This is a genomic window from Winogradskyella undariae (genome assembly GCF_013285155.1).
Classification (GTDB): Bacteria; Bacteroidota; Bacteroidia; order Flavobacteriales; family Flavobacteriaceae; genus Winogradskyella; species Winogradskyella undariae.
In genome coordinates this window covers 414,976-431,711 of the sequence record NZ_JABTEL010000001.1, presented here as the reverse complement: position 1 = coordinate 431,711, position 16,736 = coordinate 414,976, and the positions used below count along the sequence as shown (strand labels likewise).

General features: G+C 31.2%; 17 protein-coding genes and 1 tRNA gene. 8 read left to right on the top strand and 10 right to left on the bottom strand.

Annotated features, from left to right (window positions below):
* Positions 1-27 precede the first annotated feature (27 nt).
* Together HSX10_RS01750 and HSX10_RS01745 are read right to left on the bottom strand one after the other, a co-directional pair.
* On the bottom strand, positions 28-876 hold the full coding sequence (locus tag HSX10_RS01750) for a GLPGLI family protein (protein WP_173586476.1): 849 nt from the start codon (positions 874-876) through the stop codon (positions 28-30).
* Positions 876-1,268, bottom strand: a complete 393-nt coding sequence (locus HSX10_RS01745; RefSeq protein WP_173586475.1) for a hypothetical protein — start codon at positions 1,266-1,268, stop codon at positions 876-878. The genes HSX10_RS01750 and HSX10_RS01745 overlap by 1 nt, the downstream gene beginning before the upstream one ends.
* Positions 1,269-1,392: 124 nt before the next feature.
* Here HSX10_RS01745 and HSX10_RS01740 point away from each other — a divergent pair, with 124 nt between their 5' ends.
* The 4 genes from HSX10_RS01740 (at position 1,393) to HSX10_RS01725 (ending at position 5,082) form a co-directional block, all read left to right on the top strand.
* Entirely contained in the window at positions 1,393-2,931 is a 1,539-nt protein-coding gene (locus HSX10_RS01740; RefSeq protein ID WP_173586474.1) for a sensor histidine kinase, read from the top strand.
* Positions 2,924-3,607, top strand: a complete 684-nt coding sequence (locus HSX10_RS01735) for a response regulator transcription factor (protein ID WP_173586473.1) — start codon at positions 2,924-2,926, stop codon at positions 3,605-3,607. Before HSX10_RS01740 ends, HSX10_RS01735 begins: the two co-directional genes overlap by 8 nt.
* 62 nt (positions 3,608-3,669) lie before the next feature.
* Positions 3,670-4,464: a hypothetical protein gene (locus HSX10_RS01730; RefSeq protein WP_173586472.1), complete on the top strand. Its 795-nt coding sequence runs from the start codon at positions 3,670-3,672 to the stop codon at positions 4,462-4,464.
* A 3-nt stretch (positions 4,465-4,467) separates the two neighbouring features.
* Positions 4,468-5,082 (top strand): deoxynucleoside kinase, encoded by a 615-nt coding sequence (locus tag HSX10_RS01725; RefSeq protein WP_173586471.1) that lies wholly within the window; start codon positions 4,468-4,470, stop codon positions 5,080-5,082.
* A 112-nt stretch (positions 5,083-5,194) separates the two neighbouring features.
* Here the strand turns inward: HSX10_RS01725 and HSX10_RS01720 are convergent, their stop codons facing one another.
* Complete coding sequence (locus tag HSX10_RS01720; RefSeq protein ID WP_173586470.1) at positions 5,195-5,635, bottom strand: PepSY-like domain-containing protein; 441 nt, start codon at positions 5,633-5,635, stop codon at positions 5,195-5,197.
* 218 nt (positions 5,636-5,853) lie between these two features.
* Here HSX10_RS01720 and HSX10_RS01715 point away from each other — a divergent pair, with 218 nt between their 5' ends.
* The 4 genes from HSX10_RS01715 (at position 5,854) to HSX10_RS01700 (ending at position 9,285) form a co-directional block, all read left to right on the top strand.
* On the top strand, positions 5,854-6,525 hold the full coding sequence (locus HSX10_RS01715; protein ID WP_173586469.1) for a response regulator transcription factor: 672 nt from the start codon (positions 5,854-5,856) through the stop codon (positions 6,523-6,525).
* Positions 6,525-7,787 carry a sensor histidine kinase gene (locus HSX10_RS01710; RefSeq protein ID WP_173586468.1) on the top strand — a complete coding sequence of 421 codons (1,263 nt, stop codon included), beginning with the start codon at positions 6,525-6,527 and terminating at the stop codon, positions 7,785-7,787. The genes HSX10_RS01715 and HSX10_RS01710 overlap by 1 nt, the downstream gene beginning before the upstream one ends.
* 107 nt (positions 7,788-7,894) lie before the next feature.
* On the top strand, positions 7,895-8,350 hold the full coding sequence (locus HSX10_RS01705) for a PepSY-like domain-containing protein (RefSeq protein WP_173586467.1): 456 nt from the start codon (positions 7,895-7,897) through the stop codon (positions 8,348-8,350).
* Positions 8,351-8,400: 50 nt separating this feature from the next.
* Positions 8,401-9,285, top strand: a complete 885-nt coding sequence (locus tag HSX10_RS01700; protein ID WP_173586466.1) for an SdiA-regulated domain-containing protein — start codon at positions 8,401-8,403, stop codon at positions 9,283-9,285.
* Positions 9,286-9,423: 138 nt separating this feature from the next.
* Here the strand turns inward: HSX10_RS01700 and HSX10_RS01695 are convergent.
* The 7 genes from HSX10_RS01695 to murG form a co-directional block, all read right to left on the bottom strand.
* Positions 9,424-9,497 (bottom strand) — tRNA-Arg (locus HSX10_RS01695).
* Between the two features lie 41 nt (positions 9,498-9,538).
* Positions 9,539-9,988 carry a GatB/YqeY domain-containing protein gene (locus HSX10_RS01690; protein WP_173586465.1) on the bottom strand — a complete coding sequence of 150 codons (450 nt, stop codon included), beginning with the start codon at positions 9,986-9,988 and terminating at the stop codon, positions 9,539-9,541.
* A gap of 152 nt (positions 9,989-10,140) precedes the next feature.
* On the bottom strand, positions 10,141-12,087 hold the full coding sequence (ftsZ, locus tag HSX10_RS01685) for a cell division protein FtsZ (RefSeq protein ID WP_173586464.1): 1,947 nt from the start codon (positions 12,085-12,087) through the stop codon (positions 10,141-10,143).
* A gap of 110 nt (positions 12,088-12,197) precedes the next feature.
* Entirely contained in the window at positions 12,198-13,541 is a 1,344-nt protein-coding gene (gene ftsA / locus HSX10_RS01680; RefSeq protein ID WP_173586463.1) for a cell division protein FtsA, read from the bottom strand.
* A gap of 3 nt (positions 13,542-13,544) precedes the next feature.
* Positions 13,545-14,267 (bottom strand): cell division protein FtsQ/DivIB, encoded by a 723-nt coding sequence (locus HSX10_RS01675; protein ID WP_173586462.1) that lies wholly within the window; start codon positions 14,265-14,267, stop codon positions 13,545-13,547.
* The gene (gene murC, locus HSX10_RS01670) at positions 14,254-15,606 is read right to left on the bottom strand and encodes a UDP-N-acetylmuramate--L-alanine ligase (protein WP_173586461.1); all 1,353 of its coding nucleotides are present in this window, start codon (positions 15,604-15,606) and stop codon (positions 14,254-14,256) included. The genes HSX10_RS01675 and murC overlap by 14 nt, the downstream gene beginning before the upstream one ends.
* Entirely contained in the window at positions 15,606-16,709 is a 1,104-nt protein-coding gene (murG, locus tag HSX10_RS01665; RefSeq protein ID WP_173586460.1) for an undecaprenyldiphospho-muramoylpentapeptide beta-N-acetylglucosaminyltransferase, read from the bottom strand. The genes murC and murG overlap by 1 nt, the downstream gene beginning before the upstream one ends.
* Positions 16,710-16,736: the final 27 nt, after the last annotated feature.

Genomic DNA, 16,736 nt, shown 5'->3' with positions numbered 1-16,736 from the left:
CAACTTGTTAAACTTGTGTTAAGAAAATTAACCACCTATTGATATATGAATTGCTCCATCTTTCGATCCTCTGCTTGGTGCATACCGCTCCATCATTTCTTTAGTTTTCTTCTCCATAATATCATTGTACTCTTTTTGATTAACTTCTTTACCTTTCGTTGGTTCTTCAATCTCTACTTTTTCTTTTGGATTGATAACAATTTGACTACAGATAATAGTTAATTTTCCATCATGTACTTCTAAAATTAATCCTGGCAATCCTTGGTATTTTGCTGGACCATTACTCACTGGAATTTGAGGGGTGTACCAAGCTGTAATAGTACGATCTTCCATTTCAGGTTTCTTTTCTTCATCATCTTCATTATCTATTGTTGAATTACTATTAAAGTTTAAATTTACTTTAGGAACTTGTTTTGTAAAGGTGGCTTTAAAACACATGTACTCACCAATATGTTTAGTATCGGATTCTAATTGCCATTCAATTGGAGATATAGAATCTTTGATTAAGAAATTTTTCCCCATAGTTTCTTTTTGATCAACATAAGTTTTATTCTTGACGTTTTTATAAAACACATCAGACCCACTACTACCAAAAGACATCTGAAAACCGCCTCCTACTTGTGGTTTATCTAACTCCGCTTCTTGCTGGTATAAAGATGAAGATTTATCAAAAGTTAATGTATAGGTTTTTTGGAATTGCTTCTTCATCATTTCCATCATTTGCTTCTGCATAGCATCATTCATTTTGGTGCTATCCATCTTAATATCAATTTTTCGTTGGGTTTTGTATGTCGCTACACCTTGAAAATCTTGAGCGTTAACAGATGAAACGACTCCTATTAATATAAAAATTAGAATTCTAGTAATTGTTGTCATTATTTTCTGTTTTTTAAATTATAAAATTTCAATACTGTAGCTTTCATTTTTTCAATATTCTTTAGAAATTTTGATTTTTCATTTGTACTTCCTACAACAGTATAAGTCATGCTACCTTTTAAATTATCCTTATCCTCTGAAAAGCTACAGTTTAAAGTAAAACTTAATTCTTCATTTCCATCCATCATTTTAAATAACCCATCTAAATCTTCCGCTTTAAAAGTAGATTCTAATTCTTCAAAGGAATCAATTGTAACCTCAATACTAATCGCATCAATTTTTACTGATTTGTCTTCAACTTTAGACTGACTATATCCAACAATAGAAATTAATAATACGAAACAAGTGAATACTTTTTTTAGACTAAAACAGTCACGAATCTTTGATTTCATTTTTTATGGTTTTATAATTAATACCCTACAAATATCTCAACACCAATTCTATTTTTAGGTTAACTAGTGTTAACGTGTGTTAACCAATAACTTTTACTAAATAATAACTTTATACATTTGAAATATGAATAATAAAAGATACAGGTGGATTTTATATACCATTATTGTCGTAATTGCTGCCACGATTAGCATACAAGTCTATTGGAACTACAAAAATTACCAAACCAATAAACAGCAATTAATAAACGATGTACAAGTCAGCTTAGATAAAGCGGTAGATGATTATTACGCAGCTTTAGCAGAGCGCACCACTTTTGGTTTTATTCTTGAAGGCGACCAACAAAAAAATGCTTTCGAAGAAGGTAGTGAGCTGGAAAAATTTTTTAAAACCATTGATGAATCTAAAAATGAGTTTACAAACCTTGATTCTTTAGATAAAAATACTATTGAAGGAATAACTGTGTTTAGAGGATTCAAGGCAGATTCCATGTCAGAAGCACATAATAAAAAACATAATCCCTTATCAGCAGAGCAATTTAAATTAAAAATAGATAGTCTAAAAAACAACAATAAAGATGTCAATTTAAAAAATGCCGAATTTCTCACCTCTAAAGTGATGATTTCGATAAAAAATGACACACTCGATGTTAAGGCTGTTGAAGAATTAATAGCTAAAGAATTAGAACGAAAAAGCATTAATGTCGACTTTTATTTAGATTATAAAGACATTGAACGTGACGTTAACTATTTTAAGGTAAACGGATCCTTACCAGAATTGGACCCTAACCATATGTCTGATGATTATTTGCAAACAGACACAAAATCTAGATTCCTTCCAAAAGGTACTTTTTTAACCATTCTATTTACTAACACCACTAAAACTATTTTATATCGCATTCTTGGAGGCATCCTAATTTCAACGTTATTAGTTTTGGCCGTAATTAGCAGTTTATTCTACCTCCTAAAAATCATAAAACATCAGAAGCAACTCGCCGAAGTAAAAAATGACCTTATCAGTAATATTACACATGAGTTTAAAACGCCAATTGCTACGATTAGTGCAGCTATTGAAAGCATTAGTAACTTTAACGGCATTGATGATAAAGAAAAAACCAAAAAGTATCTCAATATGTCTTCCACTCAATTAGGAAAGTTAAATGTTATGGTCGAAAAACTACTTGAAACTGCAACACTAGACAGCAACAATTTAGACTTGAATAAAGAAAATTTTGATATCACTAGTTTACTTGATGCTTTGGTTAGTAAGTATAAGATTCAATTTCCTAAAAAGACATTTAACAGTAATATTCAACTTAAAAGTTTAATTGTAAATGCAGATATCTTTCATGTTGAAAATGCCTTAAATAACATTTTAGATAATGCCGTAAAATATGGAGGTGCAATAATAACCACAGAATTAAAGACGAAGAAAAACAGCTTCGATATTTTAATTTCAGATAACGGAAATAGCCTGAACAACGAAAATAAAAATCAAATATTTGATAAATTCTACCGTGTACCAAAAGGAAACACGCATGATGTAAAAGGTTTTGGTATTGGCTTATATTACACCAAAACTATTATTGAAAAACACAACGGTTCTATCGCACTCGATTTAAATAAAAATTTAACCACATTTAAAATCACACTCCCTAATGACTAATAAAATTAAATTATTATTAGCGGAAGATGAAGCCGCTTTAGGACAAATTATAAAAGAGAGTCTTGAAACCCGTGATTTTGAAGTTATACTCTGCGAAAATGGAGAAATAGCTTATAATAAATATCTATCGGATGTACCAGAAATTCTGGTTTTAGATATTATGATGCCTAAGAAAGATGGCTTTACTTTAGCTAAAGAAATTAGAACTATAGATGATACTATTCCTATTATATTTTTAACTGCAAAATCGCAAACAGCAGATGTGGTTGAAGGATTTTCTATCGGTGCTAATGATTACCTTAAAAAACCATTTAGCATGGAAGAGCTTATTGTAAGAGTTCGTAATTTGGTAGGCAGAACAAAAGTTCAGAAAACTTCAGAAATTACAACACTTGGTGCATTTACGTTTGATTTCCCTAAGCAGCAATTAAAATTTAAAAGCGAAGCACCTGTTCAACTCACACATAGAGAAGCTCATTTATTGTTTCATTTAGTAAAAAATAAAAATCAAGTTTTAGACCGTTCACTTATTCTAAATAAACTTTGGGGAACAGATGATTTTTTCTCTGCAAGAAGTATGGATGTCTTTATTAGTAAACTCCGTAAGAAACTGAGTAAGGATGAAAGTATTCAGATTATAAATGTACGTGGATTTGGATATAAGTTAACGGATTAGGATTTAACACATCTAAAATGCTACAATTTTCGTATTTTTCATAACTTATTGCACCAAGAACTATGAACAAGCTATTTTATGTATGCGTTTTATTTAGCTTTTTCAGCTTCTCTCAGCAGAAATCTAAAAAACAGATTACTGCTATCTTAAAAGATTCTATAAAAATTGAAGCTAAATCTATTTTTGGAGTCGATAATTTTGGAACACTTTATTATACTAGCAAAAACAATTCATTTCATAAAAAAACTAAGGATACAATAATTACCTATGCTAATTTTCAGCTAGGTGAAATAACCTCTGCAAATACCTTTAATCCACTAAAAATAAATCTATTTTATGAAGATTTTAATACCGTTGTCGTTTTAGATAATCGTTTGGCTGAAATTGCAAAAATTGACTTTAATACAACACAACCTTATAAAAACATCTCTTTTGTTTCTTCTGCTTACAACAATTCATTTTGGATTTTTAATGAAGATTATAAATATTTAGAATTATATGATTTTCAAAACAAAAAAATCAAATTAAAAACAATGCCTATTCAGTCTAGAGTTCTAGACCTAAAAAGTGACTATAACTATTGTTATTTATTGACCGAAAATTTTCTTTACGTTTATAACTACTTCGGCAGCTTGATACAAAAAATAAAAAACGAGAATTACGAGAGTTTAGCTTTTAGTGAGGCACATTTATTTTTAAAGTCTAACAACAAGTTATATTTCTTAGAAAAAAATGAATCTACAATTCAACCGATAAAGCATTCCTTTTTTTTAATAAAACAGTTTTTGGTAACGAATGAAAGCTTGTATCTTTACCACAAAAATTCACTACGTCATTACCAATTAAAAATAGAATAGATTATGCATGTTGCTATTGCTGGAAATATAGGAGCCGGAAAAACAACGCTCACAAAGTTACTCGCCAAACACTTTAAATGGGAAGCGCAGTTGGAAGACGTGGTTGACAACCCTTATTTAGATGATTTTTACAATCAGATGGAACGTTGGAGTTTTAACTTACAGGTGTATTTCTTAAATAGTAGATTTCGCCAAGTCAACCAAATTCACGATAGCGGGAAAGAAATCATTCAAGATAGAACTATCTATGAAGATGCACATATTTTCGCACCCAACTTACATGCTATGGGATTGATGACAAATCGTGATTTTGAGAATTACTCATCTCTTTTTCAATTGATGGAATCTTACGTAAAAGGGCCCGATTTACTTATTTATTTACGCAGTTCTATCCCTAACTTAGTGAAACAGATTCACAAACGTGGTCGTGATTACGAAAACACAATTAGTATCGATTATTTAAGCCGATTAAATGAACGTTATGAGGCTTGGATTTCTAAATATGATAAAGGAAATTTACTGATTATCGATGTAGATAATCTTGATTTTGTTGATAATCCCGAAGATTTAGGAGATATTATCAATAGAATTGATGCTGAAATTAATGGTTTATTTTAAGTAGCTGATTAAATATAAATTATAGTCTTGCATTAGAATATTACAAGTTAATACCATAACTATAAAAAAGGGTTAGACTCACATCTAACCCTTTTTTATATTAAAACCTAATTTAGTCTTTTATAGAACTTATTACATTTCCTTTTTCATCAAAAACAACCTTTAATTCTTCTTCCCAACCTTTATCTAACTCAACCTCATACCTTTTATTTTTATTTAGTTCAGTCACCTTAGCTTCATCAACTTTATATCCTGAATATTTACTTTTAATTACAGATAAAATTGCTGACGGTAAATCTCTCTCTGTAATTTCCTTTTTAGATTTTACAACTTCACTAGACTTAGTGTACCAAATTTCATAATCCAGCTTTCCTTCATCAAATTCCACTTTATAATTATCACCTTCCATTTCCCACTCTACATCCAAAGCTGTTTTGTGATTTTTCTGAAAATCAGTTATTAAATTTGCTGGAACTTCATCCATTCTTAAATCTTGTGCACTAACTGTTAGCGTAACTAAAGTTGCAAAAACAATCATTCTTAAATTTTTCATTATATCTTTTTAAGTTAAATTATTCAACAAAATAAAGTAACAAATCTGCAATCAATTAGGAATACAATGCCCTTAATAGGTTTATTAAAAAAGATCAATTCATATTTTAAAATACAAGATCAATCATTGTTAATACAATGATTGAGTTTGTGCTTTATTTTCTATTATTCCTAATTGTTTTTAGATTTGGGTTATATTGTTGTTGAAAGCCATTTATAATGAAAATTTTAATCATAGAAGACGAACCCGAAATGCTAGAAAATATGCGTTTAACATTAGAACGCGAGCATTACCAAATAGAAACAGCTACAGATTATAAAACAGCCAGCTCTAAGCTTAACGTATATGATTATAGCTGTATTTTATTAGATATCAATCTACCAGATGGTAATGGACTAAATTTGTTAGAACAAATAAAGGCACAAAGCAAACCACATGGTGTTATTATTGTTTCTGCAAAAAACTCTCTGGACGACCGTTTAAAAGGACTTAATTTGGGCGCTGATGATTACTTACCTAAACCATTTCATAATGCAGAATTAAACGCTCGTGTAAAAGCTATTTTAAGACGCTTAAATTTTGATGGACAAAAGCTAATAAACATAGGAAATGTAAGTATCTCACCAGAAAATCGTGAAGTAAAAATTAAAGATCAGGTTATTGATCTAAACAGAAAAGAGTACGACATTTTAATGTATTTAATAACGAACAAAAACAGACTTGTTACAAAATCTGCTTTAGCAGAACACGTTTGGGGAGACCACATAGACCAATCGGATAGTTTTGATTTTATCTACTCACAGATTAAAAACCTTAGAAAAAAAATAGAACAAGCAACAATCAACGTAGAAGCTGTTTATGGCGTAGGTTATAAATTGAACATTAACTAATGAAACTACTTAACCATACAACTAAATATTTATCACTCCTACTTCTTCCTCTAATTACAATTTGGGCCATTGCGTTTTATTATGCCATGTTAGAAGAAATTTATGACAGTTTAGATGATGGACTAGAAAATCATAAAATATTACTCACAAAACGCGCTAATGAAGATCCTTCAATACTAAATAATACAGACTTAAATAAACACGTCTACACCTTTAAACCCATTTCAGAAAACCAATATAGAGCATTTAAAGATAGTTATAGAGATACATTAATGTATATGTATAACGAAAATGATTTTGAACCTGTACGTATTTTTGAAAGTAAATTAAAACACGATCATGGATTTTATAAAGTAAAAATCATAACCTCTATGATTGAAGAAGACGACCTGATCTCTGATATGTTTACGTATCTTATTTCTTTATACTTTATACTACTTATCAGTATCCTTTTATTAAACAATATTCTCTTAAAAAAAATATGGAAACCTTTCTATTATTCTATTTCTCAATTAAAAAATTTCAAGATTGAGAAAGAAAATAAAATCATTACAAAACCTAGTTCTATAGATGAGTTTCAATTATTAAATGACACCATTACAAAACTGATAAAAAAATCTAGCGATAGCTACATTGAACAAAAGCACTTTATTGAAAATGCCTCTCATGAGCTGCAAACCCCTTTAGCTATTAGCATCAATAAACTGGAGTTATTTTTAGAAAAACATCGTTTAGATGAAGACCAAACGAAATCATTAGCTTCTGTTTTAGATAATTTAAATCGATTAACACGCCTCAATAAATCTTTACTTCTATTATCTAAAATTGAAAATAAAGAATTTTTAGATGAAGAAAACATTGATTTCTTAAACTTAACAAAAAAAATAACTGAAGATTTTGAAGACTTACTTAACCATAGAAATATGTCTATTATTATAGATCATAAATCTACTCCAAGTATTAAAATGAATAAAGATCTAGCGACAATACTACTGACCAATTTTATGAAAAACGCCATTATTCATGGTAATACAAATCAGCAAATCAACATTAAGCTTAATCATAATACTTGGTCTATTTCTAATACCGGTATTACTGAAGCACTAAGAAAAGAAGATTTATTTACTAGATTTAAAAAAGTTAGTTATAGTGAAAAATCATCAGGATTAGGGCTGGCCATCAATATAGCTATTGCTTCTAAATACGATTTAGAAGTTTCTTACAACTTTAAAAACACACATGTTTTTTATATTCATTTCTAAAAAACGTTAATTTAATTATAAATACGACTCTATTAATCCCTATTACCAATTGTTTTCAGTTTTCAGTATCATATTTGGGTCATTAATAACTTAAAAAAAATATAATAATGAAAAGATTCCCTTTAATTGTAATGATAGCAGTAACTTTAGGTTTTACATCATGTAGTGATGACGATGATGATTTAAGTATTTCTCAAGTTCCAAGTGAAATCAATGTTGCATTTGATGCAGAATTTCCAAATGCAACGGATGTAGAATACGAAACCTATGGCGACCAATATATTGTTGAATTTGAAATTGGAAATGTAGATTACGAAGCTCTTTATAATAACGATGGTAGCTTAGTAAAATACAAGTACGACATCCTTATATCTGAAGTTCCCGAATCTATAACAACAACAATTGCTACAGATTACAATAACAGAACTATTGATGATGCTGAAATACTAGTTATCGACGATGTTAACTACTATTTAATTGAGCTAAACAACACTCCAACTGATGATCACATTGTATTTAATGAAGATGGTACGGTAAATACAACAGTATTATTTTGGGATTAATTAAATTTACCCAATATTAATATAGAATTTAGGTAAATAATAAGGCTTTTATGAATTTTTTAAAATCTCACATAACCATTTTTATCACTATCCTTTTTGGCATTATATTACTAGCATTACAAAAACCCATAACGGACTCTCTAGTAAATAAAAGCAATAAAACTGATTTGATATTTTCTAAAATTTACGAGATAAAAAACACTTATTATTTACCTGAAATTTTAAATGAAATTAGCGGTATTGTTTGGATCAGCGAGAATGTTTTTGCTGGTATACAAGATGAAGACGGCTATATTTATATTTATGATATTGAACAAAAAGCGTTACTAGAAAAAATAAAATTCGCTAATTCTGGTGATTACGAAGGCTTAGCTATTAATAACGACAACGCTTATGTAATGCGAAGTGATGGAGTGATCTATGAAGTGAAAAATTACAGATCTACAAACAGAGAAGTTTCAAAATTCAAAACTCTTTTCACAGAGCATAATAATATTGAAAGTCTAACTTTTGATAAAGACCACAACCAATTACTCTTAATCCCAAAAGATGAAGGTCTTATTGCTAAAGACTTAAAATGCATCTATAAAATCCCGATAAACACCAAACAAATGGACAGTTTACCTTTGTTTAAAATTGACTTAAAAGCTGACGTATTTAAACTTTATCGCGGTAAAAAAATCCACAAAACACTTAATCCATCCGACATTGCTATTCACCCTAAAACTAAAGATATTTATGTTTTAGAAGGTAAAAAGCCAAAACTCGTAATTCTCAATAGCAAAGGAGAAATATTAAAAGTTCTCCCATTAGATGAGCGTAAATTCACCCAAGCAGAAGGTATTACCTTTAGTGAAGATGGACGCCTATTTATTTCTAATGAATTTAAAAAGAAGAGCAGAAGCGCTAATATTTTAGAGGTTGAGCTGAAGTAATCAATCCAAAAAAATTACTCAAGAAAAACGAAGCTTTACAAGATTGCTACGCATCCCTTAAAGCTCCGCTTTGAAAATAGTTTCAACGAAAAAACGCTCAAGCGAGCTTAGCGTTTTTTCGTTGAAACTATTTATTAGTGACCGCGAAGGGATTCGAACCCCCAACCCTCAGAGCCGAAATCTGATATTCTATCCAGTTGAACTACGCAGCCATAAACACCTGTAAAAACAGGTGCATTATTTATATTTATACCTAAGACAATTTAGCCTTAACAATATTAGAAATGGTTTTTCCATCAGCTTTACCAGCTAATTCTTTACTTACCATTCCCATAACTTTACCCATATCTTTCATACCTTCTGCTCCAGTTGTAGCAATAGTTTTTATTACTACTACAGTAATTTCCTCTTCAGATAGTTGTGCTGGTAAAAATTTACTAATAATTTCTGCTTGTGCTAATTCTGGCTCAGCTAAATCGTTACGATCTTGTTCTAAAAATATAGCGGCGCTATCTTTACGCTGCTTAACCATTTTAGATAATATTTTTATTTCCTCTTCTGCAGAAATTTCTTCTTTAGATCCAGTAGCTGTTTGTGCTAATAATATTTCTGATTTTACAGCTCTTAAAGCAGCTAAAGCTGTTTGATCTTTTCCTTTCATCGCTGCCTTCATTGCAGTCATAATATCAACTTGTAAACTCATAATTTTGTTCTTTATTTAAGAAGCCCAAAGATACTAAAAGTTTCCATGAGGACACATAAGATAAGTTCTAATAAACACCTATTATAAACAAAAAATCCAAAAAGAGAATATCTCTTTTTGGATTTAATTATGTTATAGATTAGAGTCTATTATTAATCTACATTATCATGTAAAAATGAATTATTACTTCTTAATTGAATATCATCATTTTCATCTGTACCAACAGACATTCTAGAGGCTTTAGTTTGAGAAGAATGCTGAGCATCTTCTAAATTAACACCTTGTCTCTTGTAAGCAGGTACTTTTTCTATTTCATTAATCTTAGCAGTATTAAACTTATAGTTGAAATCTTTCATCTTTCTTCTACGTTCATCTGCACGAGAAATCAACAAATCAGAAATAGGACTGTTCATCGGATCAATCTCTTCATCAGCTACGACTTTAGATTCCTCTGTAGTAATTGTTTTCTGTACAAAAACAACTTCTTCTTTAACTTCTACTTTTTCTTTCTTTGTATTTACAGAAGAAGGAGTTGTTTCAAAATCACCTAACTGATAACGCTTTTCACCTTCTTCATTAATTTTCGCTACTGATTTCACCTCTACAGGTTCATTAACTTTTATCTCGTTAATATCTTCATCAAGGCTAAAAAACATTTTCTCTTCTTTCTTCTCCTCTTCTACTTCCTTTGGAATATTGTTAGATATTGGTAAATCGAAAGTTAAAGTTATTTGTTCTTCTGGCTCAGGCTCAATCGTCTCCGCTTTATTTACAATTGGAGTTGTAATTATAAAATCTTCTGGCTCAGTTATAGCTTGTGGTTTAGAATCTAAAACCTCATCATAAACAACATTCATATTCTTTAAAAAGTCTGTTGTCTTAATTAAATTTGTTTCGTGAGTTGTTTCTACTTTAGATTGGATTTTCACCTCTTCTACTTCTTCTTCAACTAATAACGTATGACGAACAACAGGATCTGGTTTTTTTTCTTCTAAAACAATATCTGGAGTGATAATAGCAGGTGTTTTTTCTTGAGTACTTACATCGGCTTCAGAAGCTTCCTCTAAAGCATGAACTACTTTTTTTGTTTCAGTATTAGAAATTTCATTCTGTTGATCAAGATCAAAACCTGTTGCGATAATCGTTACAGAAATTGATTCTTGTAGTTCTTCATCATCACCAACACCCATAATAATATTGGCACCATATCCTGCTTCTGATTGAATATGATCGTTAATTTCACCGATTTCATCAATAGTAATTTCTTGTGAACCAGAAACGATTAGCAACAATACGTTTTTGGCACCAGTAATTTTATTATCGTTAAGTAAAGGTGAATCTAAAGCATTCATAATAGCTTCTTGTGCTCTAGTTTGACCTGAAGCAGTAGCCGATCCCATAATCGCTGTTCCACTATTACTTAATACTGTTTTAGCATCACGTAAATCAATATTCTGAGTATAGTGATGTGTAATTACTTCTGCAATACCACGTGAAGCGGTAGCTAATACTTCATCTGCTTTTGAAAAACCAGCTTTAAAACCAAGATTTCCATAAACCTCACGAAGTTTATTATTATTAATAACAACCAATGAATCTACTTGCTGACGTAATTTTTCAATACCACGCTGTGCTTGTTCATTTCGCATTTTACCTTCAAATCCAAAAGGCATGGTAACAATACCAACCGTTAAGATCTCTAGTTCTCTTGCCATTTTCGCAATAACAGGAGCTGCACCAGTACCAGTACCACCACCCATTCCGGCTGTGATAAATACCATTTTAGTATTGGTATCTAACATTCTACGAATGTCTTCTGAACTTTCTATTGCTGCTTGTTCTCCTACATCTGGATTTGCACCTGCTCCTAGACCTTCGGTTAAATTGACACCTAATTGTATTTTATTAGGCACACCGCTATTGTGTAGGGCTTGAGAATCTGTATTACAGATTACAAAATCTACACCTTTTATGCCTTGTTGAAACATGTGGTTTATAGCGTTACTACCACCACCACCTACACCGACAACCTTAATCACATTTGATTTGTGCTTAGGTAAATCGAATGAGATATTTCCAAATTCGTTGCTATTACTCATAATTATTATGGGTTTACTATTTATTCTATTCTTTTTCAATACAGACAATTTTTAAGTTGTCCTACTCTTTAATATAATTACTTAGATAACTTAACAGTCATCACTACGTATTATTCTGTTTTATCTAAAAAATCTTTTATGCCTTCAGTTAATTTATCTAAAAACGAACGGCGCTCTTTTATTGGCTTTGGCTCAACTACTACTTCCTCTTCTTCATCTACAACGTCATCTTCAATTATAGGTTCTTCAATAACCTGCTCTTGTTCTTCAATAGCTTCAGCTTTTTTTCGTTCTTGACGTTTTAAACCATCCATCACTAAACCTACTGCGGTAGCAAATAATGGACTAGCAATATCTTCATCACTTTCACCTGCTAAATGCTCATTTGGATATCCAATTCTGGTATCCATACCGGTGATATATTCAACTAATTGCTTTAAATGCTTTAATTGTGCTCCACCACCTGTTAATACAATTCCGCCGATTAGTTTTTTCTTCTGCTCGTCGTGACCGTAATTTTTTATTTCAACATAAACTTGTTCTATAATTTCCACAACTCTAGCGTGAATAATTTTAGACAAATTCTTTAATGTTATTTCTTTTGGCTCTCTTCCCCTTAATCCAGGAATAGATACAATTTCATTATCTTTATTTTCACCTGGCCATGCCGATCCAAACCTTACTTTTAAAAGCTCTGCTTGTTTTTCTATAATTGAGCAACCTTCTTTTATATCTTCAGTAATTACATTACCACCGAAAGGGATTACAGCTGTATGACGAATTATACCATCTTTAAAAATAGCTAAATCTGTTGTTCCTCCTCCTATATCAATTAGCGCAATTCCTGCTTCTTTTTCTTCTCTGCTTAAAACTGCATTTGCAGATGCTAATGGCTCTAATGTAATACCATCTAAAGTTAGACCTGCACTTTTAATACAACGTCCAACATTTCTAATAGAAGAGACCTGACCAACGACTACATGAAAATTAGCTTCTAAACGTCCTCCATACATACCGATAGGCTCTGTAATTTCAGCCTGACCATCAATCTTATATTCTTGAGGTAAAACATGAATAATCTCTTCACCAGGAAGCATAACCAATTTATGTACTTGGTTAATTAAACGATCTATATCTTCTTCATCAATAACATCATCAGAGTTTGGCCTTGTGATATAATCACTATGTTGCAAACTTCGAATATGTTGACCTGCAATACCTACAGTTACATCTACAATTTTTTCGTTTGCAGCAGCCTCAGCTTCTTGCACAGCTTGTTGTATAGATTGGATCGTTTGCATTATATTATTAACAACACCACGATGCACCCCCATACTTTTAGCCCTACCTAAACCTAAAATCTCAACTTTATCGTACTCGTTTTTGCGACCAATCATGGCCACAATCTTTGTGGTTCCTATATCTAGACCTACTGAAATATGATGTTTGTCCATAGCTTACTTTTTGGTGCAAATAACTTGTTTATCAAACTTTAAATTCACTACAGCATAGTGGTCTAAAATTTGGTCTTTAAATGCTTTTTGGTAAAAAGCCTTAAAATTGTTTATCTTTTTTTTGAGATTTTTTAAAGTTCCTATATGAACCGTAAAATCACTTTTTCGAATTTTGAAATCGATGGTGTCATCATTATTCTGACGAATCTCAATGACATGTTTTTTTAAGAAATCATCTCCGTCTGCAAATTTCGCAAATTGATAGACAGTATCAAGCTTATTTTTCTTAATATTTCCAGTGACGAGTGGAACTCTTGCAGCATAATTATAAGACAAAGGCATAAAACCACCTTCTTCATCTATATAATATGATGCATTTGTGTTAACTCTTGCTATAGGTTTTTTTTGTTTAATTTCGGCTGAAAGCCCACCGTTTACTGACATAAACACTTCGGCTTGCCTGATCATAGGATTATAATTTAGGGCCAATTCTAATTGGTCCAAATCTATAATATCTTTAGATAGCTCTGATACAGGTTCTTGATTTTGTATTAACAATTTACTAACATTAGCTTCTGTAATAAACATTGTATTTTCACCCAAAAACGTAATGCTTGGCTTACCGACTTTTCTTACCTTATTTCTTTGATTAGAAAATGCAAACAAAAAGCCAACTACAATAATTAACCCAATGACTTTTATATAATTAAAATTAATTTTCGACATAGAACGCTTCTTTTATAAGTTTCACTTCCTGCCCTATATCTCCTGCCCCAATAGTTAATACCACTTGAGCATTTGATGCCTTAATTTCATCTATTATATTTGCTTTCTCAACTAATTTTTTATTCGTGTTTTTAATCTTATCTAAAAGCCATTTAGAGGTTACACCTTCAATTGGTAATTCTCTTGCAGGATAGATATCTAAAAGTAATAATTCGTCGAATTTTGAAAGGCTCTCAGCAAATTCATCTATAAAATCTTTTGTTCTACTAAATAAATGAGGCTGAAAAACAGCTAACACTTTCTTTCCTGGATACATCTCTCTAACGGCGTGATGCACTGCTTTTATCTCTTCAGGATGATGTGCATAATCATCTATAAACACAAAATCTTCAGTCTTTATCTGATAAGTAAATCTACGCTTCACACCTTTATACGATTCTAAAGCAACTTTAAGATCCTCATAAGAACAACCGTATTCTGCAGCCATAGCCAATGCAATTGTTGCATTAGATAAATTATGTCTCCCTGGTAAATTAAACTTAAAACCTTTATGTAAACCTTTAGGCGTTTTTAAATCGAAAATATAGCTTCCGTTTTCTATAGAGATATTTTGAGCACAGTAATCTGCATCATCCTCTATACCGTAAGTAATTCCGCTTAAAGGCAAACCTTTTTTTACAAATAGTTTTCCACCTGGCTTTATACATTCTGAAAAATCCTTAAAACTCTTTACTAACTCTTCAGCACTTCCATAAATATCCAAATGATCAGCATCCATAGATGTAATACAGGCTAGGTCTGGCGATAAAGTTAGAAACGAACGATCAAACTCATCTGCTTCAACCACCGTAACTTCGGTTCCGTTTAAGATTAAGTTTGAATTGTAATTCTCACTTATTCCACCTAAAAAAGCAGTTACAGGACTATTACAAGCATTAAGCAAATGCCCCAAAATACTTGTTGTTGTGGTTTTACCATGGGTTCCAGCTACAGCTAAACAAAAAGTTTGTCTTGTAATCTCTCCTAAAATCGCTGAGCGTTTTAAAATATTAAAATTATTAGCTTTAAAATATTCAAATTCCGAATGGCCTTTTGGAATTGCCGGTGTATAAATCACTAAAGTAGATTCTGCATTTAAAAATGGAGTATCAATTTCCGAAACATCATCATTAAAATGAATGGCAACACCCAAATCCTGAAGCGCATTTGTAATGTCCGTAGGTGTTTTATCATAACCACCTACTTGTTTGCCATTAGCTACAAAATAGCGCGCAATTGCACTCATTCCGATTCCTCCGACACCAATAAAATAGACGTTATTTATATTTTCGAAATTCATTACTTACTTAACATTTTCTCAACTTCATCAACAATATCCTTTGTTGCATTTACCAATGATAAAGCTTCAATATTTTTACTTAATTCTTTTGTTTTATTTTCGTTTGAGATCAATTCTGAAAATTCATTTTGAAAATCAGTATCTAAATCTTTTTCCCTTATTAAAATCGCTGCATTTTTATCTGCAACCGATTTTGCATTTTTAGTTTGATGATCTTCTGACACATTTGGTGACGGAATAAAAACAACAGGCTTTCCTACAATACACAATTCTGAAACTGAAATCGCTCCTGCTCTAGAGATAATAATATCTGAAGCCGCATAAGCCAAATCCATTTGATTTAAAAAAGCATGAACCTGAATATTTTTATGATCATCATATTTTTTATACTGATCATAATACAGTTTTCCGCATTGCCAAATCACTTGAATATTTTGAGTTTCAAAAAAATCGATATTTGCCTCGATAAGTTGGTTAATTCGTCTTGCTCCTAAACTTCCCCCTAACACTAAAAGGGTTTGTTTTCCTTCTTCTAATTTAAAAGCGACTTTACCTTCAGCAGTCTTATTTTTGACTTGCAATAAATCTTTTCGGATTGGGTTTCCTGTTAATTTAATTTTCTCTTTTGGAAAAAATCGCTCCAATCCATCATAAGCCACACAGATTGTATTTACTTTTTTTGCTAACAACTTATTGGTAATTCCTGGAAACGAATTTTGTTCTTGAATTAAACTCGGTATTCCTTTTGACGCTGCCACTTGTAACAATGGACCACTTGCAAAACCACCTGTACCAACAACGGCATCAGGCTTAAATGATTTTATAATCTTACGAGAATTCCACAAACTACTGATCAGTTTAAAAGGAAATGCTAAGTTTTTCAACGTTAACTTTCGTTGAATTCCAGAAATCCATAACCCTTCAATCTTATATCCCGCTTGCGGTACTTTTTCCATTTCCATACGATCGGAAGCTCCTACAAAAAGGAATTCGGCATCAGGATAGCGTGACTTTAATTCATCTGCAATCGCAATTGCAGGATAAATATGTCCTCCTGTACCTCCTCCTGAAAGGATAAATCGATATGTTTTATTATTTTTCAATCTGTATTATAATTTCTTTTTATTCTC

Excerpts from the sequence above, each read along its gene's own strand:
- HSX10_RS01745 (WP_173586475.1), bottom strand. The coding sequence starts at position 1,268 with ATGAAATCAAAGATTCGTGACTGTTTTAGTCTAAAAAAAGTATTCACT.
- HSX10_RS01740 (WP_173586474.1), top strand. The coding sequence starts at position 1,393 with ATGAATAATAAAAGATACAGGTGGATTTTATATACCATTATTGTCGTA.
- HSX10_RS01735 (WP_173586473.1), top strand. The coding sequence starts at position 2,924 with ATGACTAATAAAATTAAATTATTATTAGCGGAAGATGAAGCCGCTTTA.
- HSX10_RS01690 (WP_173586465.1), bottom strand. The coding sequence starts at position 9,988 with ATGAGTTTACAAGTTGATATTATGACTGCAATGAAGGCAGCGATGAAA.
- HSX10_RS01750 (WP_173586476.1), bottom strand. The coding sequence starts at position 876 with ATGACAACAATTACTAGAATTCTAATTTTTATATTAATAGGAGTCGTT.
- HSX10_RS01725 (WP_173586471.1), top strand. The coding sequence starts at position 4,468 with ATGCATGTTGCTATTGCTGGAAATATAGGAGCCGGAAAAACAACGCTC.
- HSX10_RS01715 (WP_173586469.1), top strand. The coding sequence starts at position 5,854 with ATGAAAATTTTAATCATAGAAGACGAACCCGAAATGCTAGAAAATATG.
- HSX10_RS01705 (WP_173586467.1), top strand. The coding sequence starts at position 7,895 with ATGAAAAGATTCCCTTTAATTGTAATGATAGCAGTAACTTTAGGTTTT.
- murC (WP_173586461.1), bottom strand. The coding sequence starts at position 15,606 with ATGAATTTCGAAAATATAAATAACGTCTATTTTATTGGTGTCGGAGGA.
- HSX10_RS01730 (WP_173586472.1), top strand. The coding sequence starts at position 3,670 with ATGAACAAGCTATTTTATGTATGCGTTTTATTTAGCTTTTTCAGCTTC.
- HSX10_RS01700 (WP_173586466.1), top strand. The coding sequence starts at position 8,401 with ATGAATTTTTTAAAATCTCACATAACCATTTTTATCACTATCCTTTTT.
- HSX10_RS01675 (WP_173586462.1), bottom strand. The coding sequence starts at position 14,267 with ATGTCGAAAATTAATTTTAATTATATAAAAGTCATTGGGTTAATTATT.
- HSX10_RS01720 (WP_173586470.1), bottom strand. The coding sequence starts at position 5,635 with ATGAAAAATTTAAGAATGATTGTTTTTGCAACTTTAGTTACGCTAACA.
- ftsZ (WP_173586464.1), bottom strand. The coding sequence starts at position 12,087 with ATGAGTAATAGCAACGAATTTGGAAATATCTCATTCGATTTACCTAAG.
- HSX10_RS01710 (WP_173586468.1), top strand. The coding sequence starts at position 6,525 with ATGAAACTACTTAACCATACAACTAAATATTTATCACTCCTACTTCTT.
- ftsA (WP_173586463.1), bottom strand. The coding sequence starts at position 13,541 with ATGGACAAACATCATATTTCAGTAGGTCTAGATATAGGAACCACAAAG.